The sequence below is a fragment of the Rahnella sp. ChDrAdgB13 genome (assembly GCF_017655185.1).
Lineage (GTDB): Bacteria > Pseudomonadota > Gammaproteobacteria > Enterobacterales > Enterobacteriaceae > Rahnella > Rahnella contaminans.
Map to the genome: position 1 here is coordinate 1 of NZ_JAEMGT010000003.1, position 15,659 is coordinate 15,659.

16 protein-coding genes are annotated in these 15,659 nt (G+C 56.5%); 11 read left to right on the forward strand and 5 right to left on the reverse strand.

The genetic code is table 11. The annotated features are described in order from the left end of the window. Positions 1 to 78: 78 nt before the first annotated feature. Complete coding sequence (locus tag J8X26_RS01275) at positions 79 to 1,209, forward strand: aminotransferase class I/II-fold pyridoxal phosphate-dependent enzyme (RefSeq protein ID WP_165059093.1); 1,131 nt, start codon at positions 79 to 81, stop codon at positions 1,207 to 1,209. 16 nt (positions 1,210 to 1,225) lie between these two features. Here J8X26_RS01275 and J8X26_RS01280 read toward each other — a convergent pair whose 3' ends face one another. Further along, positions 1,226 to 2,104: a LysR substrate-binding domain-containing protein gene (locus J8X26_RS01280; protein WP_208949963.1), complete on the reverse strand. Its 879-nt coding sequence runs from the start codon at positions 2,102 to 2,104 to the stop codon at positions 1,226 to 1,228. A 117-nt stretch (positions 2,105 to 2,221) separates the two neighbouring features. Between J8X26_RS01280 and J8X26_RS01285 the strand changes: the two genes are divergently transcribed. Next, complete coding sequence (locus tag J8X26_RS01285) at positions 2,222 to 3,757, forward strand: MFS transporter (RefSeq protein ID WP_208949964.1); 1,536 nt, start codon at positions 2,222 to 2,224, stop codon at positions 3,755 to 3,757. Here the strand turns inward: J8X26_RS01285 and J8X26_RS01290 are convergent. Further along, positions 3,736 to 4,512, reverse strand: coding sequence for a YdcF family protein (locus J8X26_RS01290; RefSeq protein ID WP_208949965.1), 777 nt, complete (start codon positions 4,510 to 4,512; stop codon positions 3,736 to 3,738). The two genes, J8X26_RS01285 and J8X26_RS01290, sit on opposite strands and share 22 nt — an antisense overlap. Before the next feature lie 424 nt (positions 4,513 to 4,936). Here J8X26_RS01290 and J8X26_RS01295 point away from each other — a divergent pair, with 424 nt between their 5' ends. From J8X26_RS01295 to J8X26_RS01320, 6 genes are all read left to right on the forward strand, one after another. Further along, positions 4,937 to 5,482 (forward strand): spore coat protein U domain-containing protein, encoded by a 546-nt coding sequence (locus tag J8X26_RS01295; RefSeq protein WP_152327687.1) that lies wholly within the window; start codon positions 4,937 to 4,939, stop codon positions 5,480 to 5,482. Positions 5,483 to 5,544: 62 nt separating this feature from the next. After that, complete coding sequence (locus J8X26_RS01300) at positions 5,545 to 6,063, forward strand: spore coat U domain-containing protein (protein WP_152327686.1); 519 nt, start codon at positions 5,545 to 5,547, stop codon at positions 6,061 to 6,063. A gap of 8 nt (positions 6,064 to 6,071) precedes the next feature. Then, entirely contained in the window at positions 6,072 to 6,602 is a 531-nt protein-coding gene (locus tag J8X26_RS01305) for a spore coat U domain-containing protein (RefSeq protein WP_152327685.1), read from the forward strand. A gap of 18 nt (positions 6,603 to 6,620) precedes the next feature. Next, the gene (locus J8X26_RS01310) at positions 6,621 to 7,433 is read left to right on the forward strand and encodes a molecular chaperone (RefSeq protein ID WP_208949966.1); all 813 of its coding nucleotides are present in this window, start codon (positions 6,621 to 6,623) and stop codon (positions 7,431 to 7,433) included. A gap of 18 nt (positions 7,434 to 7,451) precedes the next feature. Continuing rightward, positions 7,452 to 9,992 (forward strand): fimbria/pilus outer membrane usher protein, encoded by a 2,541-nt coding sequence (locus tag J8X26_RS01315; RefSeq protein WP_165059083.1) that lies wholly within the window; start codon positions 7,452 to 7,454, stop codon positions 9,990 to 9,992. Further along, positions 9,989 to 10,957, forward strand: coding sequence for a spore coat protein U domain-containing protein (locus tag J8X26_RS01320; protein ID WP_152327682.1), 969 nt, complete (start codon positions 9,989 to 9,991; stop codon positions 10,955 to 10,957). The genes J8X26_RS01315 and J8X26_RS01320 overlap by 4 nt, the downstream gene beginning before the upstream one ends. 57 nt (positions 10,958 to 11,014) lie before the next feature. Here J8X26_RS01320 and J8X26_RS01325 read toward each other — a convergent pair whose 3' ends face one another. From J8X26_RS01325 to J8X26_RS01335, 3 genes are all read right to left on the reverse strand, one after another. Further along, the gene (locus tag J8X26_RS01325; RefSeq protein ID WP_152327681.1) at positions 11,015 to 11,494 is read right to left on the reverse strand and encodes a cold shock domain-containing protein; all 480 of its coding nucleotides are present in this window, start codon (positions 11,492 to 11,494) and stop codon (positions 11,015 to 11,017) included. A 107-nt stretch (positions 11,495 to 11,601) separates the two neighbouring features. Next, positions 11,602 to 12,255, reverse strand: coding sequence for a DNA oxidative demethylase AlkB (gene alkB, locus J8X26_RS01330; RefSeq protein ID WP_208949967.1), 654 nt, complete (start codon positions 12,253 to 12,255; stop codon positions 11,602 to 11,604). A gap of 69 nt (positions 12,256 to 12,324) precedes the next feature. Further along, a complete protein-coding gene (locus tag J8X26_RS01335; RefSeq protein ID WP_208949968.1) occupies positions 12,325 to 13,209 on the reverse strand; it encodes a LysR family transcriptional regulator in 885 nt (294 codons plus the stop codon). A gap of 91 nt (positions 13,210 to 13,300) precedes the next feature. Between J8X26_RS01335 and J8X26_RS01340 the strand changes: the two genes are divergently transcribed. The 3 genes from J8X26_RS01340 (at position 13,301) to J8X26_RS01350 (ending at position 15,571) form a co-directional block, all read left to right on the forward strand. Further along, positions 13,301 to 14,101, forward strand: coding sequence for an isocitrate lyase/phosphoenolpyruvate mutase family protein (locus J8X26_RS01340; RefSeq protein WP_208949969.1), 801 nt, complete (start codon positions 13,301 to 13,303; stop codon positions 14,099 to 14,101). Positions 14,102 to 14,150: 49 nt separating this feature from the next. Then, positions 14,151 to 14,687 carry an ATP-binding protein gene (locus J8X26_RS01345; protein ID WP_208949970.1) on the forward strand — a complete coding sequence of 179 codons (537 nt, stop codon included), beginning with the start codon at positions 14,151 to 14,153 and terminating at the stop codon, positions 14,685 to 14,687. Between the two features lie 65 nt (positions 14,688 to 14,752). Beyond that, positions 14,753 to 15,571 (forward strand): shikimate 5-dehydrogenase, encoded by an 819-nt coding sequence (locus J8X26_RS01350; protein ID WP_208949971.1) that lies wholly within the window; start codon positions 14,753 to 14,755, stop codon positions 15,569 to 15,571. The last annotated feature ends 88 nt before the right edge of the window (positions 15,572 to 15,659 follow it).

A 15,659-nucleotide genomic window follows, 5' to 3' on the forward strand; every position in this document is an offset into this window, starting at 1 on the left:
GGATACAGAGCTGCAACTACTCGTCGAAGTTAGAACAACGAAAGCCTTGCAAACTGGGATGCGTTCATACAGTACGCCATGTCCTTTCCAGAAGATTTTCGTTTAATCAGCTACCTCTCGCGGCTGGAACACGCCGTCCGTTTTCCGCTGTCGTCGTCTTATCCGGAATCGATGAGCATCGATACGCTGTTTGAACTGGCGGGAAAAGAGCACCGCGCGCCCTTTATGCAAACCGTGCTGGATTACCCGCCGCTGCGCGGAACGCCTGAACTTCTTGAAGCCATCGCGTCCACATACCGGCACATTACGCCGCAGCAGGTCATCAGTTTTGCCGGTGCCGACGAAGCCATTTATGCCAGTTTTCAGATGCTGCTCGAACCAGGCGATCACGCGGTCGTGATCACGCCCAATTATCAGTCGCTGGAAAGCGTGCCGTTGTCGCGCTGTTCCGTCACCGGCGTGGCGCTCGATGAAAACAACGACTGGGCGCTGGACGTGGAAAAAGTGCGGGCTGCGCTGCGTGAAAACACCAAAGTGCTGGCGATAAACTTCCCGCATAACCCGACCGGTGCGCTGATTTCGCGTCAGCAACTCACGGATCTGGTGGAAATGTGCCGCGCACGCGGGATCTGGATTTTCTCCGATGAAGTGTACCGCCTGACGGAGTTTGATCCGGCGGATCGTCTGCCGCAGCTGGCCGATATTTACGAACGTGGGATCTCGCTGAATGTGACGTCAAAAGCCTACGGATTGCCCGGCCTGCGTATCGGCTGGGTGGCGTGTCAGGATGACGCGTGGATGCTGAAACTCGAACGCATGAAGCAGTATCTGTCGATCTGCAATTCCATGCCCGGCGAGTTTCTGACGACGATTGCGCTCAACGCCCGCGCGCCGATCCTTGAGCGTGTCATGGCGCGTTCGCGCACCCAGCTCGCCGCGCTGGCAGAGTTCCTGGCGCGCTATCCGCATCTGTTCCGGCTTTCCATGCCGAAGGCCGGTGTGCTGGCGTTTCCGCGTTATCTGGGGACAGAAGGCGCAGAAGCATTCGCCACCACACTGGTGGAAGAAACCGGGGTGATGGTCATTCCGTCGGTGACTTATGCCTCTGAACTGACGCCGGTTTCGGAAGATTTTCTGCGTATTGGCTTTGGCCGCGAAAATCTGGAACAGGCGCTGGCGGAAATGGGCAAATGGCTGGACAAGCGGTAAACCGCTGAAAAAATGCTTATCCCAGTACCTGTTTTTCGGTCAGAAAATCAATGAACACCCGCACCTTGGGCAACATATGGCGGCTGCTCGGCCAGACTACCGAGAACTTGCCGCCCTCTTTCTGAAAGCTGTCCAGCACCGAAATCAGCTCGCCGGAGGCCAGATAATTGCGCACGATAAACTCCGGCACATACGCCATTCCCAGCCCCTGTACCGCCGCCTGAAGTATCGATTCGAGATTATTGCTGCTCAGCGCCAGCGGCAGATCCACCGGCGTTTCGCTCAGTTCCCACTCCTGCCATTGTCCGTTACCCGGAAACCGGTAACGCAGGCAGGCGTGATGACGCAAATCACCCGGCGTCAGCGGAGCCGGGTGTTGCGCGAAATAACCGGGGCTGCCGACGATGGCAAAGCGGAACGGCCCGAGACGGCGCGACATCATCTGCGAACTGTTCAGCTCGCCGCTGCGGATAGCGATATCAAACCCTTCATCGATAACGTCCACCATGCGGTCGCTGAAATCCAGATCCAGCTCGACGTCAGGATAACGTGCGCGAAATTCCGGCAAATGTGGCAACAGCATGCGGTAACCGATGGCCGGCGCGGTGATGCGCAATTTGCCGCGTGGTACGGCGGAAATCCGCACCAGCTCCTGCTCGGCTTCTTCCAATTGCGTGACGATATTCTGGCAGCGTTCGAAAAAAAGCTGCCCTTCATCGGTCAGGCTGATGCGTCGCGTGCTGCGGTTAAACAGCCGCACGTTGAGCTTTTCCTCAAGGCGTGCCACGCTTTTCCCCACCGCTGACGCCGAAATACCCATGCGTTCTGCCGCCGCCGCAAAACTCTGGCTTTGCGCCGCGCGGACAAACGCCAGCAAACCATTCAGATTTTCCACTTTACCCTTCCCGCCATTCGAGCGTTTTAGTCCTTAATCATCGGACTCACAGCCTGTTTCCGCAAGATTACTGACATTTTATCATCCATGTCACGACTCTTTCCGTTGGGGAAACCAATGAATACCTCTTCCACGCACAACACCGGCAGCCTGCGGGTTCTGTTCACCGTTTGTCTGGCAGCGGTGATCCTGCCGCTCAATTTCGTCAGCGGCGCGGTCGCCACGCCCGCCATCGCCCGTGAACTCGGCGGCAGCGCGCAGGCGCTCAGCTGGATAACCAATTCTTTCATGCTGACGTTTGGCTGTTTTCTGATGGCCGCGGGTGCGCTGGCGGATGAAATCGGCCGCAAAAAAGTGTTTATCAGCGGCGTTTCGCTGTTCGCCCTGCTTTCGTTGTTACAGGCCTTCAGCAGCAGTTTGCTGTGGACTGATTTGCTGCGCGGCGCGCAGGGGATTGCCGCCGCCGGTGCGCTGGCGGGCGGTGCGGCGGCTCTGGCGCAGGAATTCGACGGCGCAGCGCGAACCCGCGCGTTCAGTCTGATGGGCAGCAGTTTTGGCGTCGGGCTGGCGTTCGGTCCGTTTCTGGCCGGATTGCTTATCGCGCATTTCGGCTGGCGTTCGGTCTTTTTCTCCGCCGCTGCCATCGCGCTGATTTCCCTGCTGAGCGGCACGTCGAAAATGCACGAAACGCGAAATCCGCAGGCTGCCGGTATCGACTGGCCGGGCACAGTGTCGTTTACCGCCATGCTGGCTTTGCTGACCTGGGCGCTGATGGAAATTCCGCAGTCCGGCCTGAACAGCCCGCAGGTGCTGGCGATGCTGGCGGGTGCGGCGGTGTTACTGGGTATTTTCGTGGTGGTTGAGCTGCGCGTGAAAAATCCGATGCTGGATTTATCGCTGTTCCGCTACGTGCGTTTTATCGGCGTGCAGGCACTGCCGCTGGCGACCGGTTTCTGTTTTGTGGTGCTGCTGGTGGTGCTGCCGATGCTGTTTATCGGCGTTACCGGGCTGAGCGAAGAGCACGCCGGGCTGATGATGATGGCGCTGTCGGTGCCGATGCTGGTTGTACCGCTGCTGGCGGCGTGGCTGACGCGCTGGATACCGGCGGGCGTGTTGTGTACCGCCGGGCTGGTGATTGCTGCTGCCGGTCTGGGCTGGCTGAGCCGCGCGGTGCTGGCGCAGGATCTGTCCGGCATGATCGCGCCGATGCTGATAATTGGCGTGGGTACGGGTTTACCCTGGGGTTTGATGGACGGGCTTTCGGTCAGCGTTGTACCAAAAGAACGGGCAGGCATGGCGACCGGGATTTTCAGCACCACGCGCGTGGCCGGTGAAGGGATTTCACTGGCGATTGTCGGTGCCATTCTCGCCGCGCTCACTCATAACGCACTGGCGGCACAATTTACCGGCGGAGAAATCAGTCAGGCGGCGCAGCGGCTGGCGACCGGCAATCTGGCGGTCACTCAGCAGCTCATTCCGCAGGCCAGCACGGCGCAGCTTCAGGCGCTTTATGCCGCCTCGCTGCATCCGCTGTTGTTGTGCCTGACGGGTATTACGCTGTTTTCCGCGCTGGTGGTTTTACTGGCACTGCGCGGAAATCATCAGGAAACGGCAGAAAACGCAGCCGTCTGTCAGAAGGATCTGTCGCCGTAACCGGCTTCAAGAACCGGGCGCAGCCGCGCATAAACTTCTTCAATGTCTGCCGGAATATCCACTTCGGCAATAAAGCCCGCACCGCGCGGGCCGTAGCCCCCCGGCGCATTACGCAGACGCGGGATTTCGCCCAGCAGCAGGGAGATAAAGCGCGGCAATGTCCACAAACCGGCCTGTGCGGTTCCGGCAAATCTCACGCTTTCGCCTTCGCGCAGCAGCTGCGGCACCACCACCGGCCAGCTGGTGAAGCGGACATCCGGACGATCGCGCCAGACGTGGCGGAAACTGGCGTCGGTGCGCAACTGCATCAGCGGATCCTGTGTCAGAATAATGTTCGTATTCTGGTCACCAGATCCGTCGAGCACGCGCCGCGCCTGTAAGGCGTTATCGCCGCAGTTGGCCGACGCCGTTTCCAGCAGGATATTTTCCGGGGAAAGCCCGAAATGCTGTAAACCGATGTCGTACAACACTTCGGCCTCACTGCGGCCTTCGGTGGCGATGTTCCGGTAAACCGGATGTTGCTGCACCGCGTCATACAGCAAACGGGTCGAATGCCCGATGCCACCGGCAATCAGCAGGCGTGACACCGCGCCCTGCGCCAGCGCCTGAAACGCCGCTTCTGCGGTCGGTAAAATCGCGTTGCCCAGGAGGATGAGCAGCGGCGAAGTACCTGACGGCCCCTTTCCGGCGGTTTGGTCAAAAGATAAAAAATGCGCCAGACGGTTCATATCAGCAATAACGGGATCAGAAAACATCACAGTCTCCATTCGGGGGGATACAGCATCATAACCCGTTAACAACACACAAAGAATGGTTAATAAACTTCATCTTTTCACTGCCGCTCCGCATCATACAGACCTGTAAAAAACATAATATTGGGATAAAAAACTATCAATTTCACATTTATAGAATTTTTATCCTTATTATCAAAAATGCCGAAAATATCCCCTTAAGGTAAATTTATTAACTTATATTTAACCATAACGGCGTTTTTCATCATGAGGTTAAGGTCAGGGACTCTTTCAGCAGTGACTGAAAAATACAAATCCCGGTCTGCGCGTCGTTTCTTGTCCGGTTTTCTTGCAGTCTTTAGCGTTAAATTACTGACCACCAGAGGATTTCCACATGCAACACCGTTGCATGAATACACACCAGTGTAAGCAGTTATTGGGAGTCATCATGGGCGAAAAAAATTCTTTATTACTGGCTATTCTGGCCGCGGCAACACTGACGTTAGCCGCAGGCGCGCAGGCAGCCGGAACCTTAACAGGGCAAGTGGGCGTTTCACTGACCATCAGCACCGGGTGTACCGTGGGTAACGGCACGTCAACGGGTGGGACCAACCAGTGGGGTACCTTAAACTTTGGTAACTATGCCGATCTGACCAGCGTGATCAACGGCACCGTGTTTGGTGCCAATGGCACCGGCGCGGTCACCATCACCTGTAGCACCGGCCTGACACCTACGCTGTCACTCAATGGCGGCCTTGCGGCGACCGGCGGGTTGCGCACGATGACCTCCAGCGGAACCAGCATTCCTTACCGTCTCTATTCCGATACCGCACGTACCACTGAAATCGCGATCAATACGCCAATCACCCTGACCACCGGGACGACGGCGCAAAATATCCCGATTTATGGCCGCGTGCTGCCTGCTGACCAGACCAGCACCACGCCAGCCGCAGGAACTTATAACGATACCGTTGTTGCCACTCTTTCCTGGTAAAGCTTTATTCCCTCAGGGCCGGTTTAGCCTCTGAAGGATTTTTGATTCAAGGAAGGAAAACCATGGACATCAAGGTACTGCTGCTCTTGCCAGCTATCCTGCTGGTGTCGATGCCGTTCAGCATTCCCTTAAGTCAGGCGGCAACAATCGGCGTCAGCGCCACGTTGTTGCCCGCCTGCGAGGCGGGAACCACGACGTCCGGAAGTACCAGTTTTGGTACGCTGAATTTTGGCAATTATGCTTCGCTGACCAGCGCGATTAATGCCACCAGCGCTCAGCTGGCGGGCTCGATTCGCGTGAAATGCGTGAACGGACTGGCCTACAAAATTGTTATGGATGGCGGCAGCAGCGGCGTGGTGACAGCCCGCAGAATGGTCAACACCACCAACAGCGCGGTATCCCTGCAATATAATCTCTATACCACAGCGGCGCGCACGACAGTCTGGGATAACACCACCGGCGTGAGCAATACCGGCAACGGTGCCGATCAGTGGGCGACGGTCTATGGCCGCGTTCCGGCTCAAAGCACACCGGCCGCCGGTGTTTATCAGGACACGGTGAACGTCACCGTGTCCTGGTAGAGGCTGTTATGCCTGGCCGTCTGCTTGCTCCGCTGATTCTGCTGCCGCTGATGTTTTGCAGCGCAGCGCGGGCCGCAACCGCCACGGCAGCATTTACCGTCACCGCCACCCTCACCAATGGCTGCGCTTTTGGCAGCTCGTTTTCCAGCCCGACCACCAACCTCGGCACCATCAACTTCGGATCCATGTCCTCCATCCCCGCCAACGTCGACACCACCAGCGTTGCCGGTGCCGGATCCGTGGTGGTGACCTGTACGCCGGGAACCTCCGTCAGTATCGCCATGGATTACGGCACTCACGGCGGCAGCGCGACGCGCCGCTTTCTGCAAAACACCACCAGCACAGAGCAACTGGGCTATCAGCTTTTTCAGGATGCCGCCCGCAGTCAGGTCTGGGGCAACGGCGCACTGGTTAAATCCGTGGCCAGTTTTCCTGCGACCACACAAACCTACCCGGTTTATGCACGTTTATACGCTGTGACCACCCTGCCTTCTGCCGGGACTTATACCGATACCGTCACCGTAACGTTAACTTATTGAATCATCAGGATATGGAATATGAATACACTGTTTTTACGCACGTGTTTTTCCCGCATTATTTCAACCACTGCGCTGGCCTGCGCCCTGCTGTTACCGCCCGCCGCGCAGGCTGCCAGTTCCGTGCTTGTCTGGCCGGTCTACCAGATTATTGAAGCCGATCAGAACGGATCGGCCCTGTGGCTGGAGAACCGTGGCGCTGAACCGGTGTCTTTACAGGTGCGCGTGCTGGCCTGGAAGCAGGAGAATTTTAACGAGCGATACGCGGATCAAACCAACGTGGTCGCCAGCCCGCCTTTTGCGACGGTGCCTCCGGGTCAGCGCCAGCTGATCAGACTGATCCGCAACACGCCGGTGCCGGCGAATACTGAACAGGCCTACCGCATCATTATTGATGAGATCCCGTCCCCGTTGAATAACGCCGGCCAGGGGAAAGATAAGGCGGTGGTCGGGCTGCAATTGCAGATGCGTTATCTGCTTCCGCTGTTTATGGATGGCGGCAGTCTGTGGACTAACGATCGCCCGGATATGAAACGCGATCCGTCCACGGCGTCGCGCCCGGTACTGTCGTGGCGCACGGTTTCTGACGGCGGTAAAACCTATTTGCAGGTGCGCAATACCGGCATCGTCCATGCGCGTCTGAGCAACGTATTCTGGTCAGCGAACGGCAATCAGAAGCAGGGTGTAAAAACCATGGTCGGCGGCTTTATGGGCTACGTGTTACCGGGGCAACAGATGCGCTGGCCGTTGCCTGCGGGCGTCACGGCCGGCGAGCAGCTTAATGCGCAGATTGCCGATAATACCAAACCGATTGTCATTTCCCGCGGCCAGTAACAGCAGGAGCCGCAACGGATGCCAATCAGACCTCTTCCCCGTTCGGGTTATCAGCCTAAGCTGTATTTCCGGGGAAGCCTGTGCCTGTTATGCCTGACCACATTTGCCGTGCAGGCGCAGGAATATTCATCGCTGCCGGACGCCCCGCGTGCTGCACCGGTGGTGACGGATGCGATGTTTTATCTGTCTGTCGTGGTGAACGGCCAGACGGATAATCAGGTGGTGCCTGTTACCTATCGCAATAATGCGTACTTTGTCGAAGCCGGAGTGCTGGCGAAAAATCACGTTCACATTAACGGTCAGACGGGGCTGATTAACGTCGGCGAGTTGCCGGACGTGAAAGCCCGTTATGACTCGGGAACACAGCAGCTGATTTTACAGGTGCCGGATGCGTGGCTGCCAAATCAGAACGTCAGCGGCGATCCGCTGATGAACTACACACCATCGGAAAGCAGCAACGGCCTGCTGTTTAACTACGATGCGTATTACACCGATCCGCCCGGCGGCGCACGGTCAGTCGCCACCTGGATGGAACAGCGTTTTTTCAGCAGTCTGGGGATTGTCACCAACACCGGAACTTACCGCTACAACATTGACAGCGTGTCCCCCAACGGCGGCCAGACCTCGCAGGATGGCTATCTGCGTTACGATACTTTCTGGCGTTTTACCGACGAAAAAAATCTGATCAGCTATCAGGTCGGGGATTTCGTCAGCGACTCCCTGACATGGAGTAATTCGGCGCGCATGGGCGGTATCCGCATCAGCCGTAATTTCGCGGTTCGTCCGGATCTGGTGACGTATCCGCTGCTGCAATACAGCGGAACAGCCGCCGTACCGACCACCGTGGATTTGTTCCTCAATGGCTTCAAAGCCAGCAGTAATAACCTGAACTCCGGGCCGTTTACCCTGACCAACGTGCCGTATATCAACGGCGCCGGTGAAGCCACGATCGTGACGACGGATGCTGTCGGGCGACAGGTTTCGACCAGCGTACCGTTTTATGTTTCCAACACCTTGCTGCGCAAAAACCTCAGCGACTTTGATTTCTCGCTCGGCGCGGTTCGTCAGAATTATGGCCTGTCCAACGGTGATTATTCCGATGCGGCCTTCAGCGGTATCTACCGTTACGGCCTGAGCAATTACCTGACGCTTTCGGGCCATACCGAAATCGCGCAGGGATTAACGCTCGGTGGTTTAGGGGGGGATATCGCGGTCGGCACCTGGGGAACGCTGAGTGTCTCAGGCAGCATGAGTAAAGCCGACCGGCCGCCGGTCGATGGTAGTAATATTCCCGATAACCAAAGTACTTACCCGAACGGCGCGAACCCGGGTATTCCCAATGCCAGCGGAGAAATCAGCAATCCGCTGGGCGTGAGCGCGACCGACAAAAAAGACGGCAGCCAGTACACCCTCGGCTATTCGTACTATTCCAATATTTTCAGTCTGTCCGCCCTGCGCTCAAAACGCACGGTGGGTTATCAGGATATTACGTCTTACACCAGCAACACGAGGTTAAGCCGTCAGGCGGATCAGGTGACGTTCAGCACCTCGCCCTTTGGCTCGTCAAACGGCACCATGGGCATCGGATATTACGACGTCGAAGCCTATGACAATTCCCATACCCGGCTGGTGAACTTCTCTTACAGCCGCTCGCTGTGGGGCCAGAGCAGCATGTTTTTATCGCTCAACAAAACGCTGGGCGATAACGGCTACAGCGCACAACTTCAGTTCATTATCCCGATCGGCACCAATATCAATATGAATGCAGGCGTGCAGCGTGACAGTTCAGGAAATTATCAGGAGCAAATTGGCGCCAGCAAAGCGACACCGACCGACGGGGGTCTGGGCTGGAATCTGGCTTACAGTGGCGGCAATAACCCCTATCAGCAGGCCGATGCCACCTGGAAATCCCATTACGCCACGGTTCAGGGCGGCTTTTACGGCAATCAGGGCGATTACACCAACTGGGCGGATCTGAGTGGTTCCGTGGTGTTTATGGCTAACGACTGGTTCCTGTCAGACAAAATTAATGACGCCTTTATCGTGGTGGATACCGGCCATTACGCCGACGTGCCGGTGTTGTTCGAGAACCAGAAAATGGGCAAAACAGACAGCAACGGACATCTCCTGATCCCAACCGTCAGCTCGTATTATCCCGCCAAAGTGGAAATCGATACGCTTCCGCTCCCGGCAGACGTGGTCGCCAATAACGTCAATGACCGGATTGCCGTGAAGCAAGGCAGTGGCGTAATAGTGAAATTTAGCGTGGAAAAAGTCCTTTCCGCCAATATCACCCTCCACGACAAAGCCGGGCAACCGCTGAAACTCGGGACGCTGGTAACGGAACAAAACTCTCAGCAAACCACCGTAACCGGCTATGACGGGCTGGTGTACTTCTCCCATTTGCAGGAACACAACGTGCTGAATATTCAGCAGGAAGATCATTCGGTATGCCGGATCAGTTTCGATCTGGATCCTAAACATCAGAGCATTGAGCAGATTGGCCCGCTGGCATGTCCGGACACGACAGCGGGTACAGGCGCAGGAGATAAATCATGAGAATTTTTTGGCGGCAGATACGCCACGGCGTGTTGCTGGTGATGCTGCTTGCGGCATCGTCGGTGGCCCGGGCCGGTTGTACCACAGCAGCGTCCACCATTACATTGGGAACACAAAATTCTTTTGCCGTCAGTTCCACTCCGCTGATCACCTCTGGCGGCAGCGGATTAAGCTGTACCGGCGGCCTGCTCAACGTGGGCGGCACCAATACCATCACGGCGCTGATAGGCACAACGACACATCCGGCCGGAACACAGCCACGCCTTTACAGCGCAGCCACCGGCCAGTATCTGCCGTACAGTTTGTGTAAAGATGCCAGCTGCAGTGCCGTTTATAATCAGGGCGATACTATCACCTGGAGCAGCAGCACCGCGCTCGGCCTGTTGGGATTATTTTCCGGCCCCAACAGTACATTGCCGCTCTACGTCCGCCCGGTTGCCATTTCCAATCTGGCAGCCGGAACCTATATCGATACGGTTCCGATTAACTGGACCTGGAATATGTGTTCCATCGCCGTGGGTACATTGCTGTGTCTCGCGGATACAGGGAGTGTTTCTGGCAATGTGAATCTGACCCTGAATGTCACCAGTTTTTGCTATATCGACAGTGCTCCCAACGTCGGTTTCGGCAGCGCCGCCCTGCCTTCCGGCCTGACGACGGTCGTGGCGAACACCATCAGCGTGCGCTGCACCCTGAACGCCGCCTATTCCGTGAACCTGACCAGCAGCGTGGCCGGCACCGGCGCATACCGGCAGATGTCATCTACCGCCAATTCAGTTACCAGCTATCTGCAATACCAGATTTTCAAAGGTGACAGCACGGTCTGGACCGCCGCAACCAACAGCAGCGCGACCGGAACCGGTACTTCGCAGTCATTCCCGTATACAGCGTCCGTGAATTTGACGCAAGCCAACCAGCCCGCAGGTTCTTACAGCGATACCGTGACGGTAACAGTGACGTACTAGAAGGGATAAAACAGAACCGGTGCAGCGAATGCGCACCGGTTTGGAAACGATAAAAACTTACAGCGCTTTCAGCGTTTTGATGGTGGCATCCACGTCAATTTCATCTTCCGTAAACACGTACGTGCTGTTCTGGAAGGTGGTGATCAGCAGCTTTTTCATGGTACGCGTCGCGGCTTTTTTCTCTTCTTCCTGCGGGCGGATACGGTTCATCAGCAGGCCGACAGAAAGCACGGCATTCTCTTTGTCGACTTTGGTTTCTGCCGGGACTTCTTCATTGAAGGCCAGGAAGGATTTGATACTGGTGATTTTGATGCGCTCACCGGCAATAAAGATGTATTTGCTTTCCGGTTCCACTTTGACCGCAAAGGCGGAAAGACCTTTGTTATTGGTCGTCGGCTCAAAAGTGACCACCGCATCTTTTTTAATCAGCTCAGGGTTTGCGACTTTAATCACGTGGAAATAACGGTTATCGCCGTTTTCATCTTTGATAAAACCGAAACCTTTATCTTCAAACCAGGTTGTGATTACGCCGTTCATCGCTTACCGCCTAAGTAATTATTCGTTCAATATGTCAGATTTTGCAGGGCGGCAGTGTAAAGCAGAATGAGGATAAAGTCCTGTGCTTTACAGCCCGGCCTGCCGTGTTATACCGCTTTACGGAAAGTCAGGTTAAACCGGTACGCACCTGTGAGCGGATGTTCACCGGCTTTCAGCGGCAAAACGCCGTGATAACGCAGCCGCGACGGGCCGCCCCACACCACGATATCGCCGTGCGTCAGCGTAATGCGCTGCGTTTTGTCGCTGCGATCCAGCCCGCCAAACTGAAACACCGCCGGTAATCCGAGAGAAATCGAGACAATCGGCTGCCCGAAGTCATGCTCGTCTTTATCCTGATGCAGGCTCATTTTGGCGCCCGGCTGATACCGGTTAATCAGGCAGGCATCCGGATTAAAACCGGGAAAACCGGCCTGCTCTGCGGCTTTCACCGCGATATCGCGAAACAGTTCAGGCATCGCGGGCCATTGCTGATGGCTTTCCGGCGATGTGCTCTGATACCGGTAACCGGCTTTATCGGTTACCCAGCCGACATCACCGCAGTTGGTCATCGCCACAGACATCGCATAACCGCCCGGCGTCGCGCGATACTGAAAAGGCACCAGTCCGGCGATCCGGTCGATCTCCGCCAGCAACGCTGTATCGTTTTCCCGCGCTGCGCCACGCAGCACCACCGCGCCGGGGAAAAGATCTTCGCGCCAGTGCGGGTGGAAATCGGGATGATCAAAAAGATCCAAATTCATGTCAGCCTCCGCGTTTGCGTATGCATTAAGTATAACGGATCTCGCCTTTTGAGCATCAGACCATCATTTTCAACGCCACCGTGAAGACAAAAACTCAAGAAATACCGTGGCCGCCTGGCCGATACGCCGGTTAGGCCGCACGCAATAGACGCCGGTTTCCCGCCCTGTCCATTGCGGCAAAACCTGCACCAGACTTCCTGCGGCAATCGCCGCCGCCATCGTGACTGCCGAATGAAAAGCGATGCCATGCGCGTCGGTACAAAGCCGCCGCGCCGCATCCGCGTTATCCACTTTCACCGATCCTTTCGGTGCCAGCGTGCGTTCTTCTGCACCCGAAAACAGCCGCCACAGCAGGCCGTCCTGACTGGCCGAAGAAACAATACATTCATGCTGATTGAGATCTTCCAACGCCTGCGGCACCCCGCGTTTTTCCAGATAAGCCGGTGCGGCTACCAGGATCCGCCGGTTCTCCAGCATCTTGTGAGCAATCAGCGAGGAATCCTTCATACGACCAATACGAAACGCCAGCATGATGCCGTCGGCAACCAGATCAGCGTAGTCATCGGTCAGACGCAAATCCAGCTGCACGCGCGGGTACGCCGCCAGAAACGCACTCAGATACGGCACGATATGCGTGTGACCAAATGCCACCGGCGCGCTGACCACCAGTTCGCCATACGGCAGCTTCTGTTCATCGCGCACGGTTTCGGCGGCGTTCCGCAGCAGCAGCAGCGCCTGATGACTCTCGGAAAAATAGCGTTTCCCGGATTCAGTCAGCGACATCGCCCGCGTGGTCCGGTTCAGCAGCTGGGTGCCCAGCTGCTGTTCCAGCGCTTTGATAAAGCGGCTGACGGACGACGGCGTGATCCCCAGCGCATCAGCGGCGCGGGCAAAGCTATTGTGTTCAACCACAGCAACAAAGGTTTGCACTAAGTGCAGCGACGGCGCGTTCATTATTGCTCTCAGGGAATCAATGAATGTTATTTCCGGCTATTATCAAGAAAATTAAGCATGATTAGAATGTTTCTTTTTCGAGGAACATTCTATGAAAACGCCTTCTCTTTCCGCCTTTCACGCCCTGCATTTGCAGGATAAACCGCTGAAATTACCCAACGTCTGGGACGCAGGTAGCGCACGCCAGACAGAGTTTCTTGGCGCGGCGGCCATTGCCACCACCAGTGCGGGCGTCGCCTGGTCTTTGGGGTATCGCGACGGCAATGCGCTGCCAGTGGATGAGTATGTGGCGCGCGCGGCGTCTATCGCCCGGGTAATTTCAGTTCCGCTGTCTGCGGATGTCGAAGGCGGTTACAGCGACTCCCCGGCGCAGGTTGCCATTCATGTTTCGCGGCTTACCGACGTCGGCGTCACCGGCATTAATATTGAGGACGGCGCGGGCAATCCCGATCTCCTTTACGCCAAAGTCGAGGCCATCCGCAACGCGTGTATCCGGCGCGGCGTGGAGCTGTACATTAATGTGCGTACCGACGTTTACGCCCGCAATCTGGTGTCCGCTGAACACCGCGCCGCCGAAGTCATGGTGCGGGCACAAGCCTGCCATCGCGCAGGCGCTGACGGGCTTTTTGTGCTCGGATTAACCGACCTGAACGAGATGCGCGACATCGCCGCAAGCACCCCGCTGCTGCTCAATGTTGCGGTCTGGCCGGGACTTGCGCCGGTGGAAGAACTGGCGCAAGCGGGCGTGCGCCGTCTCAGCGCCGGTTCCTGGCTGCCGCAAACCTTGTGGGCACAGAACGCAAGGCTGGTCAGCGGTTTTTTACAGGAGGATGCGATGACGCCGATGATGGAAAATGCGGCATCTTATTCTGAAATCAACGTGTTATTTTAACCAGCTGAACGGGCTGAAAAACAAAGACATCAAACCGGAGGGGCAGACAATGAACACCGAAAATCAGGCAATGCTGCATATCTTGTGCGGAAAAATTGCCTCCGGGAAATCGACCCTGGCGCGCGAACTGGCAACGCAGCCGTTCACGGTTGTCGTCAGCGAAGACCGGTGGTTATCCGCGCTGTTTAAAGAGGAAATGCGCACGATCGAGGATTACGTCCGCTGCTCGGCAAAACTGCGCAGCGCCATCGCCCCGCACGTGGTTTCGCTGCTCAGCGCCGGAGTTTCCGTGGTGCTGGATTTTCCGGCCAATACCGTCGCGAACCGCCAGTGGATGATGAGCATCATTCACGAATCGGGCACGGATCATCGCCTGCATTTTCTGAATGTCTCCGCCGACGTCTGTAAATCCCGTTTGCACGTCCGGAATCAGTCCGGCACGCATGATTTTGTGGTGACCGATGAGCAGTTTGAGCTTATCTCCCGACATTTTGCTGAACCTCAGGCGGAAGAAGGTTTCACCATTATTCAATACGATAACGGAAACTCAGCGGAAACGGGAACCGCCCATGAAGGAACACGCTGATTGTAGGGTTGTATCGTTTCAGCTAAGGTTTACCTAAGCCAAACCTACCCTATCAGGAGAGCATCATGAGTCGGGAAATCAACAAAGACACGCAGCTGTGCATGTCTCTTTCCGGTCGTCCGGGAAATTTCGGTACCCGTTTTCATAACTACCTTTATCAGGCGTTAAACCTGAACTTCGTCTACAAGGCGTTCACCACTCAGGATATCGAGGCGGCTGTCAAAGGCGTCCGCGCACTCGGTATCCGCGGCTGCGCGGTTTCCATGCCGTTCAAGGAAGCCTGCATTCCGTTCCTCGATGAACTGGATCCTTCCGCAACCGCCATTCAGTCCGTGAATACCATCGTCAATGACGACGGTTTCCTGCGTGCCTATAACACCGACTACATTGCCGTCGCCAAACTGCTCGACAGCCATAAAGTCCCGCGCGATGCGGTCTTCGCGCTGCGCGGCAGCGGCGGAATGGGCAAAGCTGTGGTCGCCGCCATCCGTGATGCCGGTTTCAAAACCGGTTATATCATTGCCCGCAACGAAGCCAATGGCCGCGCGCTGGCAGAAGAATACGGTTACGAATGGAAAGCCGACGTCGGTGATTTAGCCGTCGATATGGTCGTTAACGTCACACCAATCGGTATGGCCGGTGGCCCGGAAGCCGATTCACTGGCCTTTGCGCCCGACGTCATTGACCGCGCGAGCATCGTTTTCGACGTCGTCGCCCTGCCGGTCGAAACGCCGCTTATCCGCTACGGCCGTGAGCACGGCAAAAAAGTCATCACCGGCGCAGAAGTCGCCGCACTTCAGGCCGTCGAACAGTTCGTGCTGTATACCGGCAAACGCCCGTCCGACGAACTGATCGAAGCCGCGGCAACGCACGCGCGAAGCTAAGGGTTGTAATCACCTGACGTAAAAACAAAAAAGCCCTGACGGCAACGTCAGGGCGGTGGTCATGACTGCACCAATTTTTTGAATCAAA